Origin of the sequence: Pantoea sp. EEL5 (genome assembly GCF_049892805.1) — a bacterium.
In the GTDB taxonomy this organism is placed as follows: Bacteria; Pseudomonadota; Gammaproteobacteria; order Enterobacterales; family Enterobacteriaceae; genus Pantoea; species Pantoea ananatis.
Genome location: NZ_JBNDNJ010000001.1, coordinates 1980764 through 2005120 on the forward strand (window position 1 = coordinate 1980764; position 24357 = coordinate 2005120).

Sequence of the window (24357 nt, forward strand, 5' to 3'; positions counted from 1 at the left end):
ATATGACACTTTCTTACACCATTACCACCAGCGAACCGGTGAATCAGCAGGTTTATCGCTATCTGCGCCGCGATATCGTGACGTGCGTAATTCAGCCGGGCGCACTGCTCTCGGAAAAAGAGGTTTCCGCCCGGTTCAACCTCTCACGTCAGCCGGTGCGGGAAGCCTTTATCAAGCTCGCGGAGGCCGGTCTGGTTCAGATCCTGCCGCAGCGCGGCACCTTTGTGCGCAGGATCTCGGCTAAACGGGTCGAAGATGGTCGTTTCATTCGTGAGGCCGTGGAGATTGCCGTGGTCCGTCGCGCTGCTGAGGAAATCGAAGAGTCAGGGCTGATGGCGCTGGAGCATAACCTGCAACTGCAACGCATCACCGCTGCCCGTGGCGATAGCCAGATGTTCTTAAGCCTGGACGATGAGTTTCATCGCCTCATCGCTGAGAGCATCGGCTGTCCGCTGGCGTGGGAAACGGTTGAAAACATCAAAGCCACCATGGATCGGGTACGCTATTTAACCCTGAATGACGTTGCGCCCGCCGAAACCCTGATAGAACAGCATGATGCTATTTTTGCGGCGCTGAAGGCAAACGATCCCGTCAAGGCTGAGGCGGCGTTGCGCCATCATTTGCAGGCCATGATGTTTTCGATCACCCCAGTCATCAAGCAAAACAGCGCCTGGTTTGAAGAGGATTAACGCCTTGCCAGTCTGCAAGGCGAAACACGATGGGCTACCACCACTGATGGAAATGGTGCACCGGCCCAATCCCGTTGCCCACTTCCAGCGAATCTGCCGCCAGTAATGCCTGCTGCAGCCAGGCTTTCGCTTCACTGATCGTCGCTTCCCAGCTGTCATGCCGGGGACGTAAGGCCGCGAGCGCGGCGGACAGCGTACAGCCAGTGCCGTGCGTATGACGCGTGTTTACCCGCACGCTGCTAAAGCGCTGACGCCCTGCCCGGGTCAGCAGCCAGTCCGGGCTTTCATCACCATCGAGATGACCGCCTTTCATCAGCACTGCCTGGCAGCCCAGCGCCAGTAGCGCTTCGCCCTGGGTGAGCATCTCATCTTCATTGAGGGCAACCTGGCATCCCAGCAGTGCAGCGGCTTCGGGCAGGTTTGGCGTAATCAATGACACCTTTGGCAATAAACGCTCTCGCACACAGGCAATCGCATCCGGATTCAGCAGGGCATCGCCGCTTTTAGCCACCATCACCGTATCCAGCACCACAAAGGGAATTTCCCGCCGCTGCAGGCCATGGGCCACCCGCTCGACAATTTCTGTTTCAGACAGCATGCCAATCTTCGCACTGTCGATGCGCACATCATCCAGCACCGAGTCCAGCTGGGCGGTCACAAACTCTGGCGCAACAGGGTATACCGACTGCACGCCGCAGGTATTCTGCGCCACCAGCGCCGTGATCACACTGGTACCGTAAGCGCCCAGTGCAGAGAAGGTTTTCAGATCGGCCTGGATACCGGCCCCGCCGCTGGGATCGGTCCCCGCAATCGTCAGGGCATTAATGCGTTTCATCAGGTGCCTCCAGCGTCCAGAGTGCATCCAGGAAAGCAGGCGCAAAGCTACCCGGTCCATCTGCATCCTGCGCGGCCTTTTCTCCAGCCAGCGCCATCACCCGACAGGCGCAGGCGATGTTGATCAGTCGGTCACCTTGCAAACAGGCAAAGGCCGCAACCACCGCTGAAAGCGCACAGCCGGTGCCGACCACCCGCGTCATTAACGGCGAGCCGCCCGTAATCGCCCAGGTGCGCTGCCCATCGGTGACATAGTCTACTTCGCCGGTCACGACGACACAGGTATGAGAGGCTTTTGCCAGCTGTTGGGCTGCCTGCAGTGCGGCTTCGGCCGAATGCAGGCTGTCAACACCGCGTCCGCCTTCTGCCTGCTGCGCCAGTGCCAGAATCTCTGAGGCATTGCCGCGAACCACTGCAGGCGACTGCGCGAGTAGCTGCTTGCAAAACGCGGTGCGCAGCGTCAGCGCGCCGACCGCCACCGGATCCAGTGTCCATGGCGTGCCCGCCTGATTTGCTGCAAGCACCGCAGCCTGCATCGCTTGCTTACGATCGTGGGTTAGCGTACCGACATTGATAAGCAGCGCATCGGCAATCGCGCTAAACTGCGCCGCTTCTTCAGCGTCGATGACCATGGCCGGAGAGGCATTAAGGGCGAGTAAAACGTTAGCCGTTAGCGTTTGCACCACATCGTTGGTCATACAGTGCACCAGCGGTGACTGACGGCGAAACTGTTGCAGAATGGGCGCGCATTGCGCATCAGAAATGTGTTGCGGTTGATGTGTCATCATAACTCCCAACCGGCGGACAAGAAGGCGAATGCGGTCAGGCATCAGACTTCCCTACGCTGGCATTATCCAGATCAGGTAATACGGGTTTTTCTCAGCCTTCACAAAGAAGGGCACCCCGAGTCGTCAGGTAAATTCACTTTACCCGTCATCAGCATAAGGTTGAGCCACTGGCAAAGCAACCTTGCCCGCATCAAATCAGATCGTTTAATCCGGGTTTATATTCAACACGCCTTCTTGGGCTTATTCTCGAGATAACAATTATTTACTCAGAGTATCCTGATGAAAACTGGCTTCAGCCTGGTCGCATATTTTATAAAACTGGCGTTACTCATGTCAGGATTGATGCTGGCATTTCAGGCGAGTGCCGCCCCCAGTTTTTCATGTGCGCATCCCAGCGCAATCGAAAAGGTGATTTGTCAGAGCCAGACGTTATCGGCAAAAGATCGGTTAATGGCGCATTTTTTTGATCTCGCGAAAAAAAACGCCACGGCCGGACCTTCGGGGCTCATTACCGCACAACGGCAATGGTTAAAAAACCTGACTAAAATGTGTCTCACTGACCCTCAAGAAAAACGCATTGAAGGATACTACGATCAACGGCTTTTTGAACTCGCTGTCATGGTTCTTTATACCCATCATGGCGAAGCCATTAAGCAAATCCGTAAAACAAATCCCGAGTTAGTGAACATATACGAAGCGATTTATCAGTTTACTTCTCTTCCAGCAGGTTCAACCAGGCATAATAAGGTCACCGAACTCATTCGACCCGCTTTCGAAGTAACAGATAACCACATATTCGAAGATAAAATTCCTGATGCAGAAAGCGCAGCAGAAAATACCAACAACTTCGGCATGTTTCTCTGGCTCATTGCCGAAAATAATCCAGAATCACTTATTATCCCCTGCGAGGCATTTTTACGGCATCCACAAAATATCGTCTGGCTGGAACCGCTGGCCGGTGGTGCAATTGACAGCCGAACCCCCATCAGTGACTGCGAACAAACTCAACCCACACTGCCGTTGTTTAAGCAATTTATTCATCTGGCGGAAGATGCCACCCCTGTTAGCACAGGGACCATTCGTTTTACAATTTATGCCATTACGCGGGCGGAAATGTCGGCCACGTTAAGTCACAGCATGAAGTATTTAAAGTCCATCCAATACGGAAAAAATAGCTTATCTGACGACGCACAGCAGTTTATCAAGCAGCATACTGAAGGCTACCAGAATAGCCTTATTGAGCTGGAACACTACTACCAACATGCGTTTAACATGCCGGCGGATACGGCGAATAGCGAAGCCAGACGTTCAATCACGATCCTGCTGAATAACATTACCGATGATGAGTAATAAAAAATGCAAAAAAGCGATGAAGCGCCATCTAATATCAAAGGCTTAATTAGCTTACCGCTGATTGTGGATTATTGCACTTCTGATAATTATGGCTTATACATCTGTGTCTTCTGGTACATTTATCTTTTCTTTAATAGGGGGCACTTTAATATTAATAAGTTGGGCAATGTGGTTAATATGCGAACTTGTTGCATCTATTTGGGAACGCCGTTGGAAAGATGTCGCGAAAGTTATTTCCCTGCCATTCATTTTCGCTGGCTTACTGTTCCTTTCTCTCACAGAAATTAACTATATCAAGCTCTTTTTTATTTACCCCAGTTATTATCCCCTTTTTGATATTGCACAATACTACACTCATCAGCCAGTCATCATAAAATGGGATGAGTTTAATGAGGGATTTACCGATCTCGTCTATGCACCTGAAGGTCAGTGGCAAGCCGAGTGCATTTTTGACCGCTGTTCAAAAAACGTGATCCCGAGCTTAGTATCGTGACCCAACCGTTGATTGGCCACTTCTATCTTCAGGATACGTTATGGCGTTAACGCCTGTTCAACTGATCAGGGTCGTCATCACCTTATGGTTTCTCTCTGCAAAGCTTTGCGTTGATATGAAAAATTCTCTGCAACCTTTTGCATGATCTGGATCAACTCCCTTCCCTACAAAAAAAGGCTTAATGCTGCGGGCTAAAAATTCTCAAGTAATAGCAGTAGAGTTATTAACACTATTAAGTAATATTTTTCACCATTATTACATCGCCCGGAAATTAACAAGCCTGCCTACAACATCGCAACAATAAATATTCAAATAATATAGTTAAAAATTACCAGAACACTTCATCCTTTACAGGAAGCATGATGCGATTCTTAGCGCTTATTCCTCATCGTCACCGATGGACCGACATTAGTATCACCCGTCAGGGTGCGGTTTCTCCTTCTGGCCGATATTATTATTCCACCTATCTTTCTGCCCGCTGCCAATGTTGCGATACGGTTATCCATCGGGTTTATTACCGCGATATCAGTGATGATCAGGCGCGTCGCTGGCTGGGATGATCTGGCTGACCGCGCGCCCTGTTTTGCCAGGTTACGTGGTTGAAGCAATTTGATAGTCTTGCGGTTACTGAGTCACTGGATTGCTTACACTTATGCCATTCCTGCTGGATACACTAGGACACCAGATCTACCTTTCCGCCCCGTTGTTTATCCTGATTTTTCTGGGATTCTGCCTTATCCGGTTTGGCAGATGGCCCGTTACCGTCAGCGAAGGCATGAACCGTTTTGTGTTCAATGTCGCCCTGCCCTGCATGCTGTTTCGCATCATGAGTGATTTTTATAACAGTCCACCGGTCGATGTACGCCTGCTGCTGGCGTTTTTTGGCAGTTGCCTGTTGGTCTTCATTGTGGGACGGATTGTCGCATCGCGCCTGTTTCAGTTGGATGGCGTAGCCGGATCGGTTTTTGCCCTGGGCGGCGTGTTCTCGAACAACGTGATGCTGGGGATTCCGGTTGCTACCGTCCTGCTTGGTCAAGCGGCACTCCCCTCCGTCGCGCTGGTGCTGGTGTTTAACAGCCTGATTCTCTGGACCTTGCTGACGGTATCGGTGGAGTGGTCCAAACAGGGCAGTTTCTCACTGGGGGGGTTTAAACGAACCTTGATCAGCGTGCTGAAAAACCCATTAATCATTGGTATTTTGTCCGGCACGACCTGGAGTCTGCTACAGCGGCCGCTTCCCGTTATTGCCGCTGAACCCCTACGCATGCTGGCATCGATTGCCGCGCCTCTGTCCCTGATTACCCTTGGCATGAGCCTGGCGCACTACCGGATTCGGGAAGGCTTAAAAGAGAGTTACACCATCTGTGCGTTGAAACTGATTCTGCAACCGCTGTGCGTCTGGGCTATTGCCTGGCTTACCGGGTTACCCGCGCTGGAAAGCAAAGTGGTGGTGCTGCTGGGATCCATGGCGGTGGGCGTGAACGTCTATCTGATGTCGCAGAAATTTAATGTGATAACCGGACCGACGGCCGCGAGCATGCTGTTTTCCACGCTTTTTGCTGCCATTACTACACCGTTATGGATGATGCTGATGACGCTGGCCGGATATTAAAAAGCCCCGCAACACAGGTTACAGGGCTTTCGTCTTACGCGTAAAACTTAGTGCGCAGGCTGGGTGCGAATCAGGTAATCAAACGCGCTCAGTGAGGCTTTTGCTCCTTCACCGCTGGCGATGATGATCTGCTTATAAGGAACGGTGGTGCAGTCCCCTGCGGCGAAAACGCCTTTCAGGCTGGTTTCGCATTTCGCATCGATCATGATTTCGCCCATCTTGTTGCGCTCAACCGCGCCTTCCAGCCAGTTGGTGTTAGGCAGCAGACCGATCTGCACGAAAATGCCCGACAGCGCCAGCTCATGAGTAGTCTGGTTAGTGCGATCCAGATATTGCAGGCCCGTCACCTTACTGCCATCGCCTTTCACTTCCGTGGTTTGTGCATTCAGAATCACATCCACGTTTTTCAGGCTGCGCAGTTTGTCCTGCAGCACTTTATCTGCACGCATTTCACTGGCGAACTCCAGCAGCGTCACGTGTTCAACAATGCCCGCCAGATCGATTGCGGCTTCTACGCCGGAGTTACCGCCGCCAATGACCGCCGTGCGTTTGCCTTTAAACAGCGGGCCGTCGCAGTGTGGGCAGTACGTCACGCCTTTGGTGCGATATTGCTCTTCGCCAGGCACGCCCATGTTGCGCCAGCGCGCACCGGTGGCAAGAATGATACTGCGCGATTTCAGCACCGCGCCGGAGGCCGTTTCAATAGCGTGCAGGCCGCCTTTCACCGCTGAGGGAATCAGTTTAATCGCGCTCTGGCTGTCAATGATGTCAACGTTGTAATCATCCACGTGAGCGCGCAGGGCACCGGCCAGTTTGGCCCCTTCCGTTTTCTGTACGGAAATGTAGTTTTCAATATCGACTGTATCCAACACCTGTCCACCAAAGCGCTCGCCCAGTAACGCGGTGCGAATCCCTTTACGTGCGGAGTAGATAGCCGCGGCGGCACCCGCCGGACCGCTGCCCACGATCAGAACCTCGTAAGCCTCACGCTTGTTCAGCTCTTCTGCGGCACGCTTATCTGCATTGGTGTCGACTTTGCTGACAATCTCCGCCAGGCTCATGCGGCCCTGACCGAATTCTTTGCCATTCAGATAGACAGCGGGCACGCCCATCACATTGCGTTCCTGAATTTCATTCTGGAACAGGCCACCGTCAATGGCGGTGTGACTGATACGTGGGTTTAACACCGCCATCAGGTTTAATGCCTGCACCACATCCGGACAGTTGTGGCACGACAGTGAATAATAGGTTTCGAAATGGAAATCCCCATCCAGCGCCGCAATCTGGTCGAGCAGGCTTTGCGCTTCTTTAGAGGGATGCCCACCGGTCTGTAGCAGTGCCAGTACCAGTGAGGTAAATTCATGACCCAGCGGCGAACCGGCAAAACGCGGCCCCTGATCAGCGCCTGGATTAGTGATTAAAAACGAGGGCTTACGCACCTGACGATCGTTCTCTTCACGAAAGCTGACCTTGTCAGACAGGCTCGCGATATCGACCAACAAATTGCGAATCTCCGTTGATTTCGCGCCATCATCCAGCGTCGCAATCAACTCCACAGGCTTGGTGAGTTTCTCAAGATAGGCTTTGAGCTGTGTTTTTAAATTGGTATCAAGCATAGTGAGTTCCTGGTCAAAAAATCGGGTGCCGCAGCACCCGATGAGAAAATGATCGACGTATCGATGCGAAATTAGATTTTGCCAACCAGGTCCAGAGACGGTGCCAGAGTGGCATCACCTTCTTTCCATTTCGCCGGGCACACTTCACCTGGGTGAGACGCCACATACTGTGCCGCTTTCACTTTGCGCAGCAGATCAGACGCGTCACGGCCGATACCTTCAGCAGTGATTTCTACTGCCTGGATCACGCCCTGTGGATCAACGATGAACGTACCACGATCCGCCAGACCTTCGTCTTCGCGCATGATGTCGAAGTTGCGGGTCAGCGCGCCAGTTGGGTCACCAATCATCGCATATTTGATTTTCGCGATGGTGTCGGAAGAACCGTGCCAGGCTTTGTGGGTAAAGTGGGTATCGGTAGACACGGAATAGATGTCCACGCCCATTTTCTGGAACTCTTCGTAGTGATCCGCTACGTCGCCCAGTTCGGTTGGGCAAACGAAAGTGAAGTCAGCAGGATAGAAGAAGAAAACACTCCATTTACCTTCAACGTCTTTCTCGGTTACATCAATGAATTCGCCGTTTTTGAATGCGCTGTTTTTGAACGGCTTAATTTTGGTATTGATAATGGACATGTGATGGCCTCCTTTAGAATATGTGATGCAGATTACAAATTTTTCGGGCCAACATCTAATAAGCCCTCGTTATCAATAAAATAAACGAAAGCTATCAAACGCCGATCGTCTTGATCTTTCAGGGAAAAAACCGACTTTACGGCGGCAACGCTCGCTGCGAAATCACGTTTTACTTGCTTATGCGTGAAATCCAGCGCCTGAAATTCACCACCCGTTCCTGTCTCCCCGAAAGGCACCGCCCAGCAGTGTACAGTGAAAGAGATGACATTTGTTCTGCTTTTGCTTTTTTGGCAATCCCTGCCATGTTTGTTAAAAAGGATTAATGGAGCGCGATGTGCATATTCGACTGTTTACTGAGGCCGACCGCCCTTTTTTGCGAACCTTGTATCTGGCGGCGCGCCGCCATAACTGGGACTGGATTGAAAACGAGGACTGGCAGCTTGAAGATTTCGATCAGATCATCCCCGGCGAGACGGTTCTGGTTGCAGAACTGGACGGTCATCGGGTGGGGTTTGCCGGGCTGATGGAAAACGATAATTTTCTGCACAGCCTGTATGTCGATCCGGCTTATCAGGGCCGTGGCGTGGGCAGCGCGCTGCTTAATGAGGTTCAGGGGCGCTTCACCTCGACGGGCGCGCTAAAGTGCCTGGAAATGAACAAAGCCGCACAAACATTTTATTTGCAGCGCGGCTGGAAAATCATTTCGCAGGGTGAGAGCGAACAGGGGAATTATGTGCTGATGCACTATCCTCAGCCATCGCTCTACACCAGCGAGGCCAGCGGGCGTTAAAGCGCGCGAAACGCGATATCGCCCGGAATCACCTCGCCCTGCCAGTAGAGCTGAGCCGCCACCCGGCCGGCAAGCTGGCGATAAAGTGCCGCGAACTCGCTGTGTGGACGACGGATCACAGTGGGTTCGCCATCGTCGAGGTCTTCACGCAGGTGAATATGCAACGGTAGCTGCGCCAGCAGCCGGGTACCATAGTCATCCACCAGCCGTTGCGCGCCGCCGGTGCCAAAGATTGGCTCGTGATGGCCGCACTCGCTGCAAATATGGATACTCATATTTTCCACAACGCCCAGTACCGGCACGTTCACCTTCTCAAACATTACCATCCCCTTACGCGCGTCGATAAGCGCAATATCCTGCGGCGTGGTGACCACCAGCGCGCCGGTGACCGGTACGCTTTGCGCCAGCGTAAGCTGAATGTCGCCGGTGCCCGGCGGCATATCCAGCACCAGATAATCCAGCTCTGGCCACTGGGTTTCGGTAAGCAGCTGCATGAGCGCTTTACTGGCCATCGGGCCGCGCCAGACCATCGCATTATCATCTGTTACCAGATAACCGATGGAGTTGGTTGCCAGCCCGTGCGACATAACAGGGGCCATATGCTTACCGTCTGGCGACGTTGGCCGCTCTTTTTCACACCCCAGCATGTTGGGCACGGACGGGCCATAAATGTCGGCGTCCAGAATGCCTACGCGTGCCCCTTCTGCGATTAACGCCAGGGCCAGATTAACTGCCGTGCTCGATTTACCCACGCCGCCTTTGCCAGAGCTGACGGCAATAATGTTCTTCACGCCGTTAACGCCGGGATGATTTTTAACCCGCTTCAGTGTGGCGATATCATGACTGAGACGCCAGTCGATAGCCTGCGCGCCACTGAGGCGCAGCAGCTCAGCACTGGTTTCAGCTTTCACCTCTTCAAACGCCCCGTTCCAGGCGAACGGCATCAGGAGTTCAATGTGCAGCGTGCCGTCCAGCAGGGCCACGTGGTGTAACGCCTTGAGAGCAATGAGGTTGCGTTGAAGCGTCGGATGTTCAAAGCCGTTCAGTACGCCGGCCACAACGGCGCGTAAAGCTTCTGGTGTATGCGGTTCCCGGGATTGCGCTGTCATCCCCACTCCTTTTTCTGCTAGGCCTGCGCTGTGTTTCAGCGATGTACTAACAATACTATCAGATGCCGATCGTTTCGCGGGCTGTCGCGCACGGGAAATCCCTTATGTTTACGCGGCTGTGCCCATCGGTTACCATCTAAGCCCGTTTTTTTACTTAACTGAAAGCTACGCAAACTATGACTCAAGTCGCTAAAAAAATTCTGGTAACCTGCGCCCTGCCTTACGCAAACGGCTCAATTCATCTCGGCCACATGCTCGAGCATATCCAGGCGGACATTTGGGTGCGTTATCAGCGAATGCGTGGCAATCAGGTTTATTTCATCTGCGCCGATGACGCTCACGGTACGCCGATCATGCTGAAAGCCCAGCAGTTGGGTATTGCGCCGGAGCAGATGATTGCTGAAATGAAGCAGGAGCATGAAACAGATTTCGCCGGTTTCAACATCAGCTATGACAATTACCATTCCACGCATGGCGATGAGAACCGTGAGCTCGCCGGGCTGATTTACGGCCGCCTGAAAGAGAACGGTTTCATTAAAAACCGGACCATCTCTCAGCTGTACGATCCGGAAAAAGGCATGTTCCTGCCTGACCGTTTTGTTAAGGGAACCTGCCCAAAATGTAAGTCACCTGACCAGTACGGCGATAACTGCGAAGTGTGCAGCGCGACCTACAGCCCGACTGAACTGATCGATCCGAAATCTGTGGTGTCGGGTGCAACACCCGTGCTGCGTGATTCCGAGCATTTCTTCTTCGATCTCCCCTCGTTCAGTGAGATGTTGCGTGCCTGGACCCGTTCTGGCGCACTGCAGGAGCAGGTCGCGAACAAAATGCAGGAGTGGTTCGAATCCGGTTTGCAACAGTGGGATATCTCGCGCGATGCGCCGTATTTTGGCTTCGAAATCCCTGGCGCGCCGGGCAAATATTTCTACGTCTGGCTGGATGCGCCTATCGGCTACATGGGATCCTTTAAGAACCTGTGTGACAAACGTGGCGATATTAACTTTGACGAATTCTGGCAGCAGGATTCCACCACGGAGCTGTATCACTTCATCGGTAAAGACATTGTCTACTTCCACAGCCTGTTCTGGCCGGCCATGCTGGAAGGCAGCGGTTTCCGCAAGCCGACTAACCTGTTCGTGCACGGCTACGTCACCGTCAACGGTGCAAAAATGTCGAAGTCGCGTGGAACCTTTATCAAAGCCAGCACCTGGTTACAGCACCTGGATGCCGACAGCCTGCGCTACTACTATGCGGCCAAGCTCTCTTCACGCATTGATGACATCGACCTGAATCTGGAAGATTTTGTTCAGCGCGTTAACGCCGACATTGTTAACAAAGTCGTCAACCTGGCCTCACGTAATGCCGGTTTTATCACCAAACGCTTTGACGGCAAGCTGTCAGCTGAGCTGGCCGATCCGGCGCTGTATCAAACCTTCCTGGACGCATCTGAGAAGATTGGTGAGGCCTGGGCCAGCCGTGAATTTGGCCGTGCCATTCGTGAAATCATGGCGTTGGCCGATCTGGCTAACCGCTATGTGGATGAGCAGGCGCCGTGGGTGGTGGCGAAGCAGGAAGGCCGCGATGCAGACCTGCAGGCCATTTGCTCGATGGGCATTAACCTGTTCCGGGTGCTGATGACCTGGCTGAAACCGGTCATGCCTTCGCTGAGCGCGCGCGCCGAAGCGTTCCTGAACACTGAGCTGCACTGGGATGCCATTCAGCAACCGCTGCTGAACCATCAGGTTGCGCCGTTCAAGGCCCTGTATGGCCGAATCGAAATGGCGAAGGTCGACGGCCTGATTGAGGCGTCAAAAGCGGATGCGGCAGACGCCAATAAACCCGCGGCGACCGGCCCGCTGGCCGATGCGCCGATTGGCGATACCATTACCATTGATGATTTTGCCAAAGTCGATATGCGCGTGGCGCTGATTGAGAAAGCGGAATTCGTCGAAGGCTCGGACAAGCTGCTGCGTCTTGAACTGGATCTGGGCGGCGAGAAGCGCCAGATTTTCTCCGGTATTCGTGCGGCCTATCCCGATCCGGCGGTACTGGTTGGCAAAATGACCATTATCGTGGCTAACCTTGCGCCGCGTAAAATGCGGTTTGGCGTGTCAGAAGGCATGGTGCTGTCTGCCGGTCCCGGCGGCAAAGATCTGTTTGTCCTGTCCGTAGACAGCGGCGCGGTGCCCGGCATGCCGGTGAAATAGTCCGTTGGCCATCCTCTGCAGTTTACCGCCGAGGATGGCGGCTTCAGCCACACCGCTGATTGCTGGCGGGCCTGACCGTTAGTGCGTATGATAAACCCCGTTAAAAACAGGAGCCTGTCATGCACACCGTGCTAACGATGAGTTGGCGTTATCTGCGCGCTTTTATCATTATCTATCTTTGCTTATATGCCGGAAACGGCGTGGCCCTGCTGCTGCCCATCACCCTGCCCGGCAGCATTATTGGCATGCTGATTCTGTTTGCGCTGCTTGCATCGCAAATCCTGCCCGTGCGTTGGGTCAAACCGGGTTGCCATCTGATTATTCGCTATATGGCGCTGCTGTTTGTGCCCATCAGCGTTGGCGTCATGAATTACACCGATATTCTTACCGCGCAGTTCGGTCCTGTTGTGGTCTCCTGTCTTGTCAGTACCTTCTCTGTCCTGGCCATTGTAGGGTTAAGCGCGCATAAGCTGCATTCGCGCCCCGTGATCAAAGGGGGCAACGATGAGTGATATCTGGTGGTCATTGCCCCTCACTGTCGGGGCTTTTTTGCTGGCGCGCAAGCTGGCGGCAACGCTGAAAATTCCCTTGCTGAACCCGCTTCTGGTCTCCATGGCGGTGATTATTCCCCTTCTGCTGTTACTGCACATGCCTTATGCCCGCTACTTCGCAGGCAGCGAGATACTGAATCAACTGTTGCAGCCCGCCGTCGTGGCCCTGGCACTGCCGCTGTATGAGCAGATGCATCAAATTCGCGCCCGCTGGAAATCCATTATTGGCGTCTGCGTGATCGGCAGCCTGACGGCGATGATTTCAGGCACCGCCATCGCGCTGTGGATGGGCGCCACACCAGAAATCGCCGCCACGATTTTGCCGAAATCAGTTACCACGCCGATCGCCATGGCGGTTTCAGCCTCACTGCACGGCATTCCCGCCATCAGCGCAATTTGTGTCCTGATTGCGGGCGTGCTGGGCGCCGTGTTTGGTCATATGTTGCTTAATCTGCTGGGAGTGAAAAGCAAAGCCGCACGCGGGCTGGCGATTGGCAATGCCTCGCATGCGTTGGGAACGGCCAGGGCAGCGGAACTTGATTTTCAGGAAGGTGCCTTCAGCTCGCTGGCGCTGGTGATCTGCGGCATCATCACCTCGTTGCTCGCCCCCTTTATTTTCCCGCTGCTGCTGCACTGGTTTGGCTAAAACTTTGGGAGAGATCTCGCAAAGTTGAAAACTGTAAGACATGTTGCATTGTCAGAGAGACAGAGATCACATATAAACCGATGTCTGGCACATTGCCCTGATGATTGAATGAGGCTTCCATGCATCCACGTTTCCACTCTGCCTTTGAAGTACTTCCAGCCACTCTGCAAACCGCGCTGCGTCCGGTGCTGAGCGAGCCGGGATTTGACGCGATGCTGCAGGCCGATCAGGTCACCTTGTTGCAAGAGCAAACTCAACTGGATGCCGATGCGCTGGCGCTGGCGCTGCTGCCGGTTGCCGCTGCCTGCGCGGTTGCCACGCTTTCACATTTTAACGTCGGCGCGATTGCGCGCGGCGTCAGCGGCAACTGGTATTTCGGCGCCAATATGGAATTTGTCGGCGCGACCATGCAGCAAACCGTTCATGCTGAACAGAGCGCCGTCACCCATGCCTGGCTGCGCGGTGAATCCCGTCTGGAGACCATTACTGTCAATTACACCCCCTGCGGTCACTGTCGCCAGTTTATGAATGAACTTAACAGCGGCACAGATATTCGCATTAGCCTGCCGCAGCGCGCGGTGCATACGTTGGCGCACTATCTGCCTGACGCATTCGGCCCAGGCGATCTGAATATCACCGAACGCCTGATGGATGATGTGGACCAGGGTTATGTTGCAACGGGAGATGCGCTGTCTCAGGCCGCCGTTAAGGCGGCTAATCGCAGCCATGCGCCTTACAGTCGGGCGTTCAGCGGGGTGGCGTTACAGACCGCCTCCGGCCGGATTTTCAGCGGACGCTATGCAGAAAACGCCGCCTTCAATCCCAGCCTGCCCCCTTTGCAGGCCGCGCTGATTCTACTGAATATGGCGGGGGAATCCTGCCACGATATTCAGGCCGCCGCATTAGCCCAGACGCCGCAGCCAGCCCTGGATCAGTTCTCTGCAACTCAGGCCACCCTGCACGCCCTGGGTTGCGATAACCTGACGCACCTTACGCTGGCAAAAGCGTAAGGTGAGGCACGGTTTTAAACAGTTTCTAAATCTTTTATTTACAAAAGCTGTACATCGGCCAGAAATTTCATAGGATCTGGCGCCAGGTCTTCGTCATCACAATAAAACTGGCGTCACCCTACTCTTTGATTATTGCGCCAGGAAAACTTGCAACCGGAGCATGACTGCATGGAACTCGAATACGAAAGTAAACGCCCGCTATATATTCCTTATGCTGGCCCTATATTGCTGGAATTTCCGCTGCTGAATAAAGGCAGTGCCTTCAGCATCGAAGAGCGCAATGAATTTAACCTCAATGGCTTACTGCCAGAAGCGGTAGAATCCATCGAAGAGCAGGCAAAACGCGCATGGCGTCAGTTTCAGGACTTCAAAAACAACAACGATAAACATGTCTACCTGCGCAACATTCAGGATACCAACGAAACGCTGTTTTATCGTTTGCTGGACAACCATCTCGAAGAGATGATGCCGATTATCTACACGCCAACCGTCGGTGCCGCCTGCGAACACTTCTCAGAAATTTATCGCCGCGCGCGTGGCGTGTTCATCTCCTATCCCAACCGTGCGCACATCGAAGACATGCTGCAAAACGCCACCAAACAAAATGTGAAAGTGATTGTGGTCACTGACGGTGAGCGCATCCTTGGCCTGGGCGATCAGGGCATCGGTGGCATGGGCATTCCAATCGGTAAGCTGTCACTGTACACCGCCTGTGGCGGCATCAGCCCGGCTTATACCCTGCCGGTGGTGCTGGATGTGGGCACCAATAACCAGCAGCTGCTCAACGATCCGCTGTACATGGGCTGGCGCCATCCCCGTATCACGGGCGAAGAATATGACGAGTTTGTAAACGAGTTTATTCAGGCCGTGAAACGCCGCTGGCCAAAAGTGCTGTTGCAGTTCGAAGATTTTGCACAGAAAAACGCCATGCCACTGCTGGAGCGCTATCGTGACGAAGTGTGCTGCTTCAATGATGACATTCAGGGTACCGCTGCGGTCACCGTTGGCACCCTGATTGCCGCGAGCCGTGCAGCAGGCAGCCGCCTGTGCGAGCAGAAGGTTGTCTTCCTGGGCGCGGGTTCAGCCGGTTGTGGTATTGCCGAACAGATCATCGCACAGATGAAATCGGAAGGTCTGAGCGACGACGAAGCCCGTCGTCGCGTCATGATGGTGGATCGCTTTGGTTTGCTGACCGACAAACTGCCTAACCTGCTCGATTTCCAGAGCAAGCTGGTGCAGAAAAGCGACAACCTGAAAGACTGGGATACCTCAAATGATGCGATCTCACTGCTGGACGTGGTGCGTAACGCACAGCCAGACATCTTAATCGGTGTGTCAGGTCAGCCTGGGCTGTTCACAGAAGAAATCATCCGTGAGATGCACAAGCACTGCAAACGTCCAATCGTGATGCCGCTTTCTAACCCAACGTCTCGCGTTGAGGCCACGCCGGCAGACATTATTGCCTGGACCGATGGTGCCGCCCTGGTCGCTACCGGTAGTCCGTTCTCACCGGTTTCGTGGAACGGTAAGACCTACCCGATCGCGCAGTGTAATAACTCCTACATCTTCCCTGGCATTGGCCTGGGCGTGATTGCGTCTGGCGCATCGCGTGTCACCGATACCATGCTGATGACGGCCAGCCGTGCTCTTGCGGATTGTTCACCGCTGGTGAACGATGGTGAAGGCCCGGTTCTGCCTGAAATTAAAGATATTCAGGGCGTGTCGAAGATTATCGCGATGGAAGTGGGCAAAGCTGCCCAGCTCGCGGGCGTCGCGGTGGTGACTTCAGAAGACGTGCTCTCACAGTCTATCGCCAATAATTTCTGGCTGCCTCAATACCGCCACTACCGCCGTACCTCTATCTAAAAACTCGGCGCTGGATCCCTGCGGATCCAGCGCTGCTTAAATTTACACCAGCCAGACGGGGTAAACTTGCTTAGCGGGTGACGCTCAAGTAGCCTTGTCCCACCCAAACTTCGGATCTCGAGTGCTCAGGCGCATGTTGAAACGCGTTTTCATTGCTCTGCTTTTCATCATCTTAACGATGGTGGCGACGGCGCTCGGCCTGGACCGCTGGATCAGCTGGAAAACGGCACCCTATATCTATGACAACCTTGCATCCCTTCCCCACCGTCAGGTCGGGGTGGTACTGGGCACGGCCAAATATTATCGCACCGGCGTGATTAACCAGTATTACCTGTACCGCATGCAGGGCGCGCTTAACGCCTATAACAGTGGAAAGGTGAACTACCTGCTGCTGAGCGGGGACAATGCGCAGCAAAGCTACAACGAACCCATGACTATGCGGCGCGATCTCATCAAAGGTGGCGTCGATCCTGCTGATATTGTGCTGGACTATGCGGGCTTCCGTACGCTGGATTCTATCGTCCGTACGCGTAAGGTATTCGACACCAACGACTTTATTATCATTACCCAACGTTTTCACTGCGAACGGGCGCTGTTTATTGCCCTGCACCTGGGGATTCAGGCGCAGTGCTATGCGGTTCCGTCTCCTAAAAATATGCTCAGCGTACGAATGCGTGAAGTCGGTGCGCGGCTGGGTGCGCTGGCCGATCTGTTTTTACTGAAGCGCGAACCGCGTTTCCTTGGCCCGCTGGTGCCGATCCCGGCTGTACATGAAGTTCCTGAAGATGCACAGAGCTATCCTGCCGTGACGCCAGAACAGCTACTGGAACTGGAACAGAAACGCCGTCAGTAATTCATCCCGTTTACCCGCGTTTCAGTAACAGATGAGCCCGGAATGGCTTATGGCTCCCCCGCCCGCCTGATGCTGCTGTCAGAAATGAAACGGGAAGGCTGCGGCGACGTCCGCCAGCCAATTCAGGGTTGCGCACCGTGACGTTGAGCCTGTGCCATGAAAGAAACAGCGCCCCGACGATGAGCGAACCCCACAACACCGCGTAAAAGGGCGCAAAAAAAGCGGCCCTGAGGCCGCTTGCATCATTGCCACTGCTGTTATTTTTTACGCGAGTACTTCAACGAGTCGAGCGCCACAGCGAAGATAATGATGCCGCCCTTGATGATGTACTGCCAGTAAGGGTTGATACCGATATAGGTCAAACCGTAGTTGATGACGGTGAAGATCAGCACCCCGGTCACCACACCGGCCACCGTACCGACACCACCGGCAAAGGACACGCCACCGACTACGCAGGCTGCGATAGCATCCAGTTCATACATGAAACCGAGGTTATTCGTGGCTGAGCCGATACGACCCGCTTCCAGCATACCGCCGAAGGCATAAAACACGCCTGACAAGGCATAAATCAGGATCAGGTTCAGGTTAACGTTCACACCTGACACTTTTGCCGCTTCCGGGTTACCCCCGATAGCAAAAATGTTTTTACCAAAGCGCGTTTTGTTCCACAGAATCCAGACAAACACGACAGCAATCGCTGCATAGAAGGTGATGTAAGACAGTTTGAAATCACCGAAACGAAGGAAGCCTTGTGTGAAAGTTGAGAAGCCATCATAGAAGCCCGCAATCGGTGAGGCCCCAACGAAGTCGTAATACAGTGAGTTAATGCCATAAACGATGATCATGGTACCCAACGTAGTGATAAAAGGCGTCACTTTCAGATAGGCAATAATGACACCATTCACCAGACCAATAACGGCACCAATCACACAAACAATCAGGATAACGACCGGAATCGGCACGGTTTCCAGATGCGGAAACACTTTGTTGACGTTATCCATGGATTGCAGCAATGAGGCGGCCACAATGGCGGCCAGCCCCACCTGACGCCCGGCAGACAGGTCAGTACCCTGGGTCACAATCAGCCCCGCCACGCCCAGCGCGATAATAATACGCACCGAAGACTGGGTCAGAATGTTACTCAGGTTCATTAAACTTAAAAATGTCGGATCCTGGAAAATAATAACAGCCAGTAGTACCAGCAGTACGACATAAATGCCGCCCTCTTTCAGCCAGGTTAGCGCATTCTTTTTTGTAGTCGCTTTCATGTTAACAGCCCTTACTTCATTAAAGGTGTAATGACGCTAAACGCAATATTTCGTTCTGCGTGGTCGTTTTCGTATCAACAATGCCGGCGACCAGACCGTTACTCATTACCAGAATACGATCGGTGATGCCCAGCAACTCTGGCATTTCGGAAGAGATAATAATGATGCCCTTTTCCTTCTTCGCCAGCTCAGCCATCAGCTGATAAATTTCGAATTTGGCCCCCACATCAATACCGCGCGTGGGTTCATCAAGCATTAAGATTTCAGGCTGAGTCAGCAACCAGCGACCAATAATGACCTTCTGTTGGTTACCACCAGAAAGTGAACCAATTTGCGTATGATGCCCTGGCGTTTTTACCCGCATAGCGTCGATAACCCATTGGGTATCGCTTTTCATGCGTTTATTATCCAGCAGACCAATACTGTTCTTATATTTTTTGATATTGGATATCAGGGAATTAAATCCAATATCCAGAAAAGCGTAAATACCGGTAGAACGACGCTCTTCAGTTACCAGCGCAAAACCATGGTTAATGGCTTCATTGGCGGTATGATTGTTAATCGTTTTACCATGCAGTTTAATTGTGCCGCCCGATTTTTCGCGAATGCCAAACAGCGTTTCAACGATATCGGTACGTTTTGCACCCACTAACCCGGCAATGCCGAGTATCTCCCCTTTACGTAAATCAAAAGAAATATCGCGAATTGAGGGCTGACGCAGCGAGGTCAGATTGCGCACCTCCAGAATGGTTTCACCCGGAACATTGGTGCGATCCGGGAAGCGCTGACTGAGAGAGCGCCCAACCATCATGGAGATGATCTTATCCATATCCAGCCCTTCAAGCGGCTGAGTCACAATCCACTGGCCATCACGCAGGATGGTAATTTCATCGCACAGCTGGAAAATTTCTTCCATTTTATGCGAGATATAAACAATTCCGCAGCCGCGATCTTTGAGCTTACGAATAATCGTGAACAGATGATTAACTTCTTTTTCGGTTAACGAAGAAGTCGGTTCATCCATGATCACGATTTTGGCGTCATAGGAAAATGCTTTGGCAATCTCAATCATCTGCATTTGCGAGACGGAGAGATGGGCGACTTTATCACGCGGATCGATATTAATATCCAGCTCGTCGAAAATCGCTTTGGTATCACGGTACATTTTGTCCTGATCGACAAAAAAGCCTTTGCGTGGATAACGCCCAAGCCACATGTTGTCCATCACGGTACGCTGTAATACCAGGTTTAATTCTTGGTGCACCATCGACACGCCGTTTTCCAGCGCTTCTTTGGAGCTTTTGTAATCTATTTCCTGCCCTTGAAAAAGAATGCTGCCTGTATCTTTTTTATAGATACCAAATAAACACTTTAACAATGTCGATTTACCAGCGCCGTTTTCACCCATTAGTGCATGAACGGAGTGAGGCCGCACTTTTAAATTAACGTTGTCGAGAGCTTTCACGCCGGGAAATGATTTACTGACGTTGGTCATTTCCAGCAGATATTCGCGCTGCGCGGTCGTATTATCACTGGCCATAATTTACCTGGCTACAAAACGGTGATGACATAAAAAAGGCGCAGCAGCTGCCGCGCCCGTCTGCAAAGAGTTATTTCTGGAACTGAGACAGGTTTTCCTGATCAACTGGTACATAAGGTACGCGTACGATCTTATCAACCATCTTGAAGTTGGTGCCTGCCGTCGCCGGTTTGCCATCTGCAAGGTTCTTGGCCATGTCGATGGTGGCTTTCGCCTGGTTTTCCGCGTCATTCAGCACGGTACCGGCCATTGCGCCTGACTTAACCAGCGCCAGTGCTTCAGGTAACGCATCCACACCGAAGACAGGGATGGAAGACATGTTGTGTGCTTTCAGCGCTTCTACGGCACCCATTGCCATGGCATCGTTGTTGGCGATAACCACTTCGATTTTCTTGGCGTTAGGGCCTGACAGCCAGGCGTCCATCTTATCTTTCGCCTGAGCGGTATCCCACATTGCCGTATCCATCGCTAACTGCTGGGTTTTAACACCGTCTTTGTTCAGCGTATCGATAACGTATTTGGTACGCGCTTCCGCATCCGGATGACCCGGCTCGCCTTTCAGCAGAACGAACTGAATCACACCGTCTTTATTCAGGTCCCAGGCCGGGGTTGCTTTCCAGTGCTTCTCAATCAGTTTGCCCTGAATCACACCAGACTCTTTTGAGTCTGTCCCCACGTAATAAGCTTTGTCATAGCTGGCCAGCACTTTCGCGTTTGGCTCTTTGTTGAAGAACACCACGGGAATGTCGTTAGCACGGGCTTTCTGGACAACCACCGCGGCCGCCGCCGGATCGACCAGGTTAATTGCCAGCGCTTTCACGCCTTTTGCCATCAGCACGTCAATTTGATCGTTCTGTTTAGACTGGTCGTTCTGCGAGTCATTCATCAGCAGCTGAATACCGCCCAGCGTCTTGGCTTCTTTCTCGATATCTTTACGTACCATCGACATGAAGTTGTCGTCGTATTTGTAAATGGTTACGCCGATACGCGTGTCAGCGGCATGCGCCGTTGCACCAAACATCATGCTGGCAACCAGTGCTGTGAGCGTGAAAACCTTCTTATTCATGGTATCTCCGGTTTTTTTGCAGGGTCTTTTTTTGTTCTGCCGCGCAGATGGCGTTAGAACATCAGGTAGAATTATTCGGCGAGGCAGGATGCGCTCTCTATCAGGCTGAGCCACTGCTGTGCCATGCAAAACTCAACTTCCGTGACTTCCGTGTAGGCTACTGCATCCATAGTGCGTGTCATGAACCATGTAAACCGGCGACCAGGCCGGTGCCCTCAACAGGAGAGTGGCGTTACATAATGTTTCAGTACTGTAAGACGCTGCCATCATAGTGATAGCAATGTTAATTAACTGTGAATACAATCACAGATTGAAAACGGTTACATCGTGGAATCGCCTGAATTAGTGACGGACTCCACAATTTGCTTTTGCGCTACGGAATGGCGGCGTACCAGCGTCGGCATAAAGATGTGTTTTGCACTGCTGTCGATACAGCCCGCGGCCCCCTGAAGCGCCAGTTCGGTGGCAAGTTTTGCCATTGAAACAATGGGATAGCGAACGGTGGTCAGTTGCGGATCGGTGTATCGGGAAATCGGAATATCGTCGAAGCCCACTACGGAAAAATGCTGAGGGACCTGAATTCCGTTGTCTTTAAGGGCCGTAAGCGCGCCTGCCGCCATGCTGTCGTTATAGGCGAATATGGCGCTCAGATTGAGATTACGCCCCAGCAGTTCAACCATTGCGGCTTCGCCGCCCTGCATGTCGGGTTCGGCGCTGGCTATCCAGCTTTCCTGCGGACGAATCCCCTGCTCTGCCAGGGCCTGCAGCCAGCCTTCACGCCGCTGTGTAACGTCTTCAATGGGATGACTGGAACACAAATAGCCAATGCGGCAATGCCCCTGTTGCAGCAGCATTCTTGAGGCCATCAATGCGCCCGTTACATTATCAAGGCTGACACAGCGATGCTCGAAACCCGGCACGCTACGGTTAATCACCACCATACCGGGCACCTGGCTCATAAAATCGGCCAGTTCGGCGTCTGAAAGCGTTTTCGCGTGCACCACCAGCGCATTGCAGCGTTGGCGTATCAACACTTCAATGGCGTGGCGTTCTTTTTCTTCATGGTGCCAGGAGTTACTGATCAGAACATGCTTGTGCACGCGCTGTGCCACGGTATCTACCGCCTTCACCAGCGCGCCGAAAAAGGGGTCGGAAACATCCATAACCACCACCCCGATGGTATCACTCACCTGGGTAGCCAGCGCCTGAGCGTTGGCGTTTGGGCGATAGCCCAGAGCGTCAACCGCCTGTAACACGACGTCACGTGTTTCAGCGGTGACCGCGCTGCTGTTATTTAGTACGCGCGAAACGGTGGCCACTGACACACCGGCCTGACGCGCAACATCACGAATCGTTATCATGCAGCACTTCCAGAGAGATAAGGCATTACGCCAGTTACAACACCGGCGCTATTTTGTCAGGGAAGATCGCCACACAGCGTGAATTACGTCACATCAATGAAAACGGTTACATACAATTCTGTAACCTTTGTGATGGCGGTCATTATCTTTCAGAGGGGGAAGTGGACGGTGCGCCTGCGGCAATCAGCGTCAGACGACGCCAGATCCATTCGAGGGGGCCCTGCGGGAAGTAACGCAGCCACAGCACGGAAAACAGCAGGTTAACGCACCAGATGACTGGCACCAGCATCACCAGCTGCAGGCGTGAGAAATGCATAAACTCGCCGAAGCGATAAAAGAGCGTGGTACAGATCAGGGATTGCAACAGGTAGTTGCTGAGCGCCATTCGACCTACGCAACGAATGGCATAGCTCAGCCGCCAGCGCTGGACAGAAGACCAAAAGCCGAAACACAATGCCGTATAGCCGAGGCTGATGAGCGGACTGGCCAGATCGCGCGGCAGTTGCAGATAAAACGCGCTCCAGCGGTAGTCCCAGTTAACCCACCACTGTGCGGCAACGCCCGCCGCCGCCATCAGCAAACCCAGCGGCAGCAACAGCGCGGCAACGCGTCGGTAGTGCTGTAGCGGAAAGGTTCCTTTCAGCCATCCGCTGCGCACCAGCGCCGCCCCCAGCATCATCAGTCCCGCCAGTTGCCAGCCGTACTGGGCCACCAGCGCCATCAATCCCGAAGAAAGGTGATCTAAACGAATCTGCACGGCGGCCAGACCGCCCGTGAGCTTCCAGAACTGCTCGTACTGGATCTCTGCAGCGCCCGGGAGCCATGAGGGCGACGGTTCAGGGCTGGAGATCAAGCCAAATACCAGCAACACGGCGCATCCCATCAGATAGAGCAGAATTCCGGTGTTAATTAACCCCCGGGTAGAGGGAACATCGCGCAGCATACGCCAGATAACCAGCCCGATAATGCCGTAATCCAGCAAGATATCGCCTTCCCAGATAAATACGCTGTGAATCAATCCCAGCATCACTAACAGGGATAAACGGGCAGTCAGCCAGCGGCTACCGCGTGACAGCTGCATCTGCAGGCCTGCTCCAAACAGCAGAGCGAAAAGCGTCAGGAATTTAAGCTGGGCAAAGACATCGGAAATAGCCCACGTCCAGGCATCAGAAAGTGTGATGCTGCCCTGCCAGGCAGGATTAAGGTAGGCAGCAGAAGGTAAACCAAAGCCAATAATATTTAACAACAGAATGCCGAGAATGGCACAGCCCCGAATAAAATCCAGCACGAGGTAGCGTTGCATGTGGGATCCTGATGTCTCAGGCGGGCGACCGTCGCGCCCGCCCGTCAGATTTAGTTATGACGCACCGCGCGCAGGAATTCCTGACGGGTATTTTGACTGGATTTAAACAGCCCACCCAGCGAGGTCGTGGTCGTGGCGCTGGTGGCATCCTTCACGCCGCGCGCTTTCACACAGTAGTGAACGGCATCGATCGAAACGGCAACGTTATTCGTTCCCAACAGCGTTTGCAGCGCCAGCAGGACCTGCTGTGTTAAACGCTCCTGCACCTGAGGCCGCTGCGCGAAGAACTGCACGATGCGGTTGATCTTGGATAAGCCGATCACCTTATCTTTAGGGATATACGCGACGGTGGCTTTCCCGTCGATAATCACAAAATGATGTTCGCAGGTGCTGGTCAGCGTAATGTCGCGAACCGTCACCATCTCATCCACTTTCATCTTGTTTTCGATGAGCGTGATTTTGGGGAAGTTGGCATAATCGAGACCGGAAAAGACCTCATCGACATACATTTTGGCGATGCGATGCGGGGTTTCCATCAGGCTGTCATCTTCAAGATCCAGATTCAGCAGCTGCATGATTTCCGTCATATGGCCTGCAATCAGGCTCTTACGCGTTTCATCGTCTATTTCACGCGTGGGTGCGCGCAGCGGCGTTTCCAGCCCACGCGCCAGCAGCGCTTCGTGGACCAGTGCAGCTTCCTGACTCAAGGTGCTCATCTTACTCTTCTCCGACAGGTGTTGCGCCCGCCGTCTGTTGCCAGCGGG

General features: G+C 53.2%; 23 protein-coding genes and 1 riboswitch. Of the genes, 12 read left to right on the forward strand and 11 right to left on the reverse strand.

Annotated elements, in window-relative coordinates; genetic code table 11:
- Positions 1-2 precede the first annotated feature (2 nt).
- Positions 3-689, forward strand: a complete 687-nt coding sequence (locus ACPXSQ_RS09370) for a GntR family transcriptional regulator (protein WP_015699924.1) — start codon at positions 3-5, stop codon at positions 687-689.
- A gap of 34 nt (positions 690-723) precedes the next feature.
- Here the strand turns inward: ACPXSQ_RS09370 and thiD are convergent, their stop codons facing one another.
- Positions 724-1524, reverse strand: coding sequence for a bifunctional hydroxymethylpyrimidine kinase/phosphomethylpyrimidine kinase (gene thiD, locus ACPXSQ_RS09375; protein ID WP_426143493.1), 801 nt, complete (start codon positions 1522-1524; stop codon positions 724-726).
- Positions 1511-2311: a hydroxyethylthiazole kinase gene (thiM, locus tag ACPXSQ_RS09380; protein WP_238493190.1), complete on the reverse strand. Its 801-nt coding sequence runs from the start codon at positions 2309-2311 to the stop codon at positions 1511-1513. Before thiM ends, thiD begins: the two co-directional genes overlap by 14 nt.
- Before the next feature lie 31 nt (positions 2312-2342).
- A riboswitch (TPP riboswitch) is annotated at positions 2343-2439 on the reverse strand.
- Positions 2440-2590: 151 nt separating this feature from the next.
- On the opposite strand from thiM, the gene ACPXSQ_RS09385 reads away from it, so the two are divergent.
- From ACPXSQ_RS09385 to ACPXSQ_RS09400, 4 genes are all read left to right on the forward strand, one after another.
- Positions 2591-3661: a lysozyme inhibitor LprI family protein gene (locus tag ACPXSQ_RS09385; protein WP_024471933.1), complete on the forward strand. Its 1071-nt coding sequence runs from the start codon at positions 2591-2593 to the stop codon at positions 3659-3661.
- Positions 3662-3752: 91 nt separating this feature from the next.
- The gene (locus ACPXSQ_RS09390) at positions 3753-4157 is read left to right on the forward strand and encodes a hypothetical protein (RefSeq protein WP_228225630.1); all 405 of its coding nucleotides are present in this window, start codon (positions 3753-3755) and stop codon (positions 4155-4157) included.
- 362 nt (positions 4158-4519) lie between these two features.
- Positions 4520-4717, forward strand: coding sequence for a hypothetical protein (locus ACPXSQ_RS09395; RefSeq protein ID WP_072138160.1), 198 nt, complete (start codon positions 4520-4522; stop codon positions 4715-4717).
- Between the two features lie 92 nt (positions 4718-4809).
- A complete protein-coding gene (locus ACPXSQ_RS09400; protein ID WP_014605433.1) occupies positions 4810-5769 on the forward strand; it encodes an AEC family transporter in 960 nt (319 codons plus the stop codon).
- Positions 5770-5816: 47 nt separating this feature from the next.
- Here the strand turns inward: ACPXSQ_RS09400 and ahpF are convergent, their stop codons facing one another.
- A complete protein-coding gene (ahpF, locus tag ACPXSQ_RS09405; protein ID WP_014594100.1) occupies positions 5817-7385 on the reverse strand; it encodes an alkyl hydroperoxide reductase subunit F in 1569 nt (522 codons plus the stop codon).
- Positions 7386-7456: 71 nt separating this feature from the next.
- On the reverse strand, positions 7457-8020 hold the full coding sequence (gene ahpC / locus ACPXSQ_RS09410; RefSeq protein ID WP_013026408.1) for an alkyl hydroperoxide reductase subunit C: 564 nt from the start codon (positions 8018-8020) through the stop codon (positions 7457-7459).
- 322 nt (positions 8021-8342) lie between these two features.
- Here ahpC and ACPXSQ_RS09415 point away from each other — a divergent pair, with 322 nt between their 5' ends.
- Positions 8343-8810: a GNAT family N-acetyltransferase gene (locus ACPXSQ_RS09415; RefSeq protein ID WP_014594101.1), complete on the forward strand. Its 468-nt coding sequence runs from the start codon at positions 8343-8345 to the stop codon at positions 8808-8810.
- On the opposite strand, the gene apbC is transcribed toward ACPXSQ_RS09415, so the two are convergent.
- A complete protein-coding gene (gene apbC / locus ACPXSQ_RS09420; protein ID WP_015699915.1) occupies positions 8807-9919 on the reverse strand; it encodes an iron-sulfur cluster carrier protein ApbC in 1113 nt (370 codons plus the stop codon). The two genes, ACPXSQ_RS09415 and apbC, sit on opposite strands and share 4 nt — an antisense overlap.
- Positions 9920-10095: 176 nt before the next feature.
- Here apbC and metG point away from each other — a divergent pair, with 176 nt between their 5' ends.
- The 6 genes from metG to sanA all read left to right on the forward strand — a co-directional run bounded on the left by metG (position 10096) and on the right by sanA (position 17055).
- A complete protein-coding gene (metG, locus tag ACPXSQ_RS09425) occupies positions 10096-12129 on the forward strand; it encodes a methionine--tRNA ligase (RefSeq protein WP_013026412.1) in 2034 nt (677 codons plus the stop codon).
- A gap of 119 nt (positions 12130-12248) precedes the next feature.
- On the forward strand, positions 12249-12641 hold the full coding sequence (locus ACPXSQ_RS09430; protein WP_013026413.1) for a CidA/LrgA family protein: 393 nt from the start codon (positions 12249-12251) through the stop codon (positions 12639-12641).
- Positions 12634-13326, forward strand: a complete 693-nt coding sequence (locus ACPXSQ_RS09435) for a CidB/LrgB family autolysis modulator (protein ID WP_014594105.1) — start codon at positions 12634-12636, stop codon at positions 13324-13326. The genes ACPXSQ_RS09430 and ACPXSQ_RS09435 overlap by 8 nt, the downstream gene beginning before the upstream one ends.
- 119 nt (positions 13327-13445) lie before the next feature.
- Positions 13446-14336, forward strand: coding sequence for a cytidine deaminase (gene cdd, locus ACPXSQ_RS09440; RefSeq protein ID WP_041457725.1), 891 nt, complete (start codon positions 13446-13448; stop codon positions 14334-14336).
- A gap of 168 nt (positions 14337-14504) precedes the next feature.
- Positions 14505-16202, forward strand: coding sequence for an NAD-dependent malic enzyme (locus ACPXSQ_RS09445; RefSeq protein ID WP_014594107.1), 1698 nt, complete (start codon positions 14505-14507; stop codon positions 16200-16202).
- A gap of 133 nt (positions 16203-16335) precedes the next feature.
- Entirely contained in the window at positions 16336-17055 is a 720-nt protein-coding gene (gene sanA / locus ACPXSQ_RS09450) for an outer membrane permeability protein SanA (protein ID WP_014594108.1), read from the forward strand.
- Positions 17056-17312: 257 nt separating this feature from the next.
- Here the strand turns inward: sanA and mglC are convergent, their stop codons facing one another.
- The 6 genes from mglC to folE form a co-directional block, all read right to left on the reverse strand.
- Entirely contained in the window at positions 17313-18323 is a 1011-nt protein-coding gene (mglC, locus tag ACPXSQ_RS09455; protein ID WP_013026418.1) for a galactose/methyl galactoside ABC transporter permease MglC, read from the reverse strand.
- Positions 18324-18342: 19 nt separating this feature from the next.
- A complete protein-coding gene (gene mglA / locus ACPXSQ_RS09460) occupies positions 18343-19863 on the reverse strand; it encodes a galactose/methyl galactoside ABC transporter ATP-binding protein MglA (RefSeq protein WP_029570284.1) in 1521 nt (506 codons plus the stop codon).
- A 70-nt stretch (positions 19864-19933) separates the two neighbouring features.
- Entirely contained in the window at positions 19934-20929 is a 996-nt protein-coding gene (gene mglB / locus ACPXSQ_RS09465; RefSeq protein ID WP_013026420.1) for a galactose/glucose ABC transporter substrate-binding protein MglB, read from the reverse strand.
- Positions 20930-21249: 320 nt separating this feature from the next.
- Positions 21250-22290 (reverse strand): HTH-type transcriptional regulator GalS, encoded by a 1041-nt coding sequence (gene galS / locus ACPXSQ_RS09470; RefSeq protein ID WP_013026421.1) that lies wholly within the window; start codon positions 22288-22290, stop codon positions 21250-21252.
- Positions 22291-22432: 142 nt separating this feature from the next.
- Entirely contained in the window at positions 22433-23593 is a 1161-nt protein-coding gene (yeiB, locus tag ACPXSQ_RS09475) for a DUF418 domain-containing protein YeiB (protein ID WP_022623414.1), read from the reverse strand.
- Positions 23594-23643: 50 nt separating this feature from the next.
- Positions 23644-24309, reverse strand: a complete 666-nt coding sequence (folE, locus tag ACPXSQ_RS09480) for a GTP cyclohydrolase I FolE (RefSeq protein ID WP_014594111.1) — start codon at positions 24307-24309, stop codon at positions 23644-23646.
- Positions 24310-24357 lie beyond the last annotated feature (48 nt).

What these genes read in the sequence shown, in the direction of transcription:
- ahpC (WP_013026408.1), bottom strand. Translation starts at nt 8,020, where the DNA reads ATGTCCATTATCAATACCAAAATTAAGCCGTTCAAAAACAGCGCATTC.
- galS (WP_013026421.1), bottom strand. Translation starts at nt 22,290, where the DNA reads ATGATAACGATTCGTGATGTTGCGCGTCAGGCCGGTGTGTCAGTGGCC.
- ACPXSQ_RS09385 (WP_024471933.1), top strand. Translation starts at nt 2,591, where the DNA reads ATGAAAACTGGCTTCAGCCTGGTCGCATATTTTATAAAACTGGCGTTA.
- thiD (WP_426143493.1), bottom strand. Translation starts at nt 1,524, where the DNA reads ATGAAACGCATTAATGCCCTGACGATTGCGGGGACCGATCCCAGCGGC.
- ACPXSQ_RS09370 (WP_015699924.1), top strand. Translation starts at nt 3, where the DNA reads ATGACACTTTCTTACACCATTACCACCAGCGAACCGGTGAATCAGCAG.
- ACPXSQ_RS09415 (WP_014594101.1), top strand. Translation starts at nt 8,343, where the DNA reads ATGGAGCGCGATGTGCATATTCGACTGTTTACTGAGGCCGACCGCCCT.
- yeiB (WP_022623414.1), bottom strand. Translation starts at nt 23,593, where the DNA reads ATGCAACGCTACCTCGTGCTGGATTTTATTCGGGGCTGTGCCATTCTC.
- ACPXSQ_RS09445 (WP_014594107.1), top strand. Translation starts at nt 14,505, where the DNA reads ATGGAACTCGAATACGAAAGTAAACGCCCGCTATATATTCCTTATGCT.
- metG (WP_013026412.1), top strand. Translation starts at nt 10,096, where the DNA reads ATGACTCAAGTCGCTAAAAAAATTCTGGTAACCTGCGCCCTGCCTTAC.
- folE (WP_014594111.1), bottom strand. Translation starts at nt 24,309, where the DNA reads ATGAGCACCTTGAGTCAGGAAGCTGCACTGGTCCACGAAGCGCTGCTG.
- ACPXSQ_RS09395 (WP_072138160.1), top strand. Translation starts at nt 4,520, where the DNA reads ATGCGATTCTTAGCGCTTATTCCTCATCGTCACCGATGGACCGACATT.
- ACPXSQ_RS09400 (WP_014605433.1), top strand. Translation starts at nt 4,810, where the DNA reads ATGCCATTCCTGCTGGATACACTAGGACACCAGATCTACCTTTCCGCC.
- ACPXSQ_RS09435 (WP_014594105.1), top strand. Translation starts at nt 12,634, where the DNA reads ATGAGTGATATCTGGTGGTCATTGCCCCTCACTGTCGGGGCTTTTTTG.
- mglA (WP_029570284.1), bottom strand. Translation starts at nt 19,863, where the DNA reads ATGGCCAGTGATAATACGACCGCGCAGCGCGAATATCTGCTGGAAATG.
- cdd (WP_041457725.1), top strand. Translation starts at nt 13,446, where the DNA reads ATGCATCCACGTTTCCACTCTGCCTTTGAAGTACTTCCAGCCACTCTG.
- ACPXSQ_RS09390 (WP_228225630.1), top strand. Translation starts at nt 3,753, where the DNA reads ATGGCTTATACATCTGTGTCTTCTGGTACATTTATCTTTTCTTTAATA.
- mglB (WP_013026420.1), bottom strand. Translation starts at nt 20,929, where the DNA reads ATGAATAAGAAGGTTTTCACGCTCACAGCACTGGTTGCCAGCATGATG.
- thiM (WP_238493190.1), bottom strand. Translation starts at nt 2,311, where the DNA reads ATGATGACACATCAACCGCAACACATTTCTGATGCGCAATGCGCGCCC.
- mglC (WP_013026418.1), bottom strand. Translation starts at nt 18,323, where the DNA reads ATGAAAGCGACTACAAAAAAGAATGCGCTAACCTGGCTGAAAGAGGGC.
- apbC (WP_015699915.1), bottom strand. Translation starts at nt 9,919, where the DNA reads ATGACAGCGCAATCCCGGGAACCGCATACACCAGAAGCTTTACGCGCC.
- sanA (WP_014594108.1), top strand. Translation starts at nt 16,336, where the DNA reads ATGTTGAAACGCGTTTTCATTGCTCTGCTTTTCATCATCTTAACGATG.
- ahpF (WP_014594100.1), bottom strand. Translation starts at nt 7,385, where the DNA reads ATGCTTGATACCAATTTAAAAACACAGCTCAAAGCCTATCTTGAGAAA.
- ACPXSQ_RS09430 (WP_013026413.1), top strand. Translation starts at nt 12,249, where the DNA reads ATGCACACCGTGCTAACGATGAGTTGGCGTTATCTGCGCGCTTTTATC.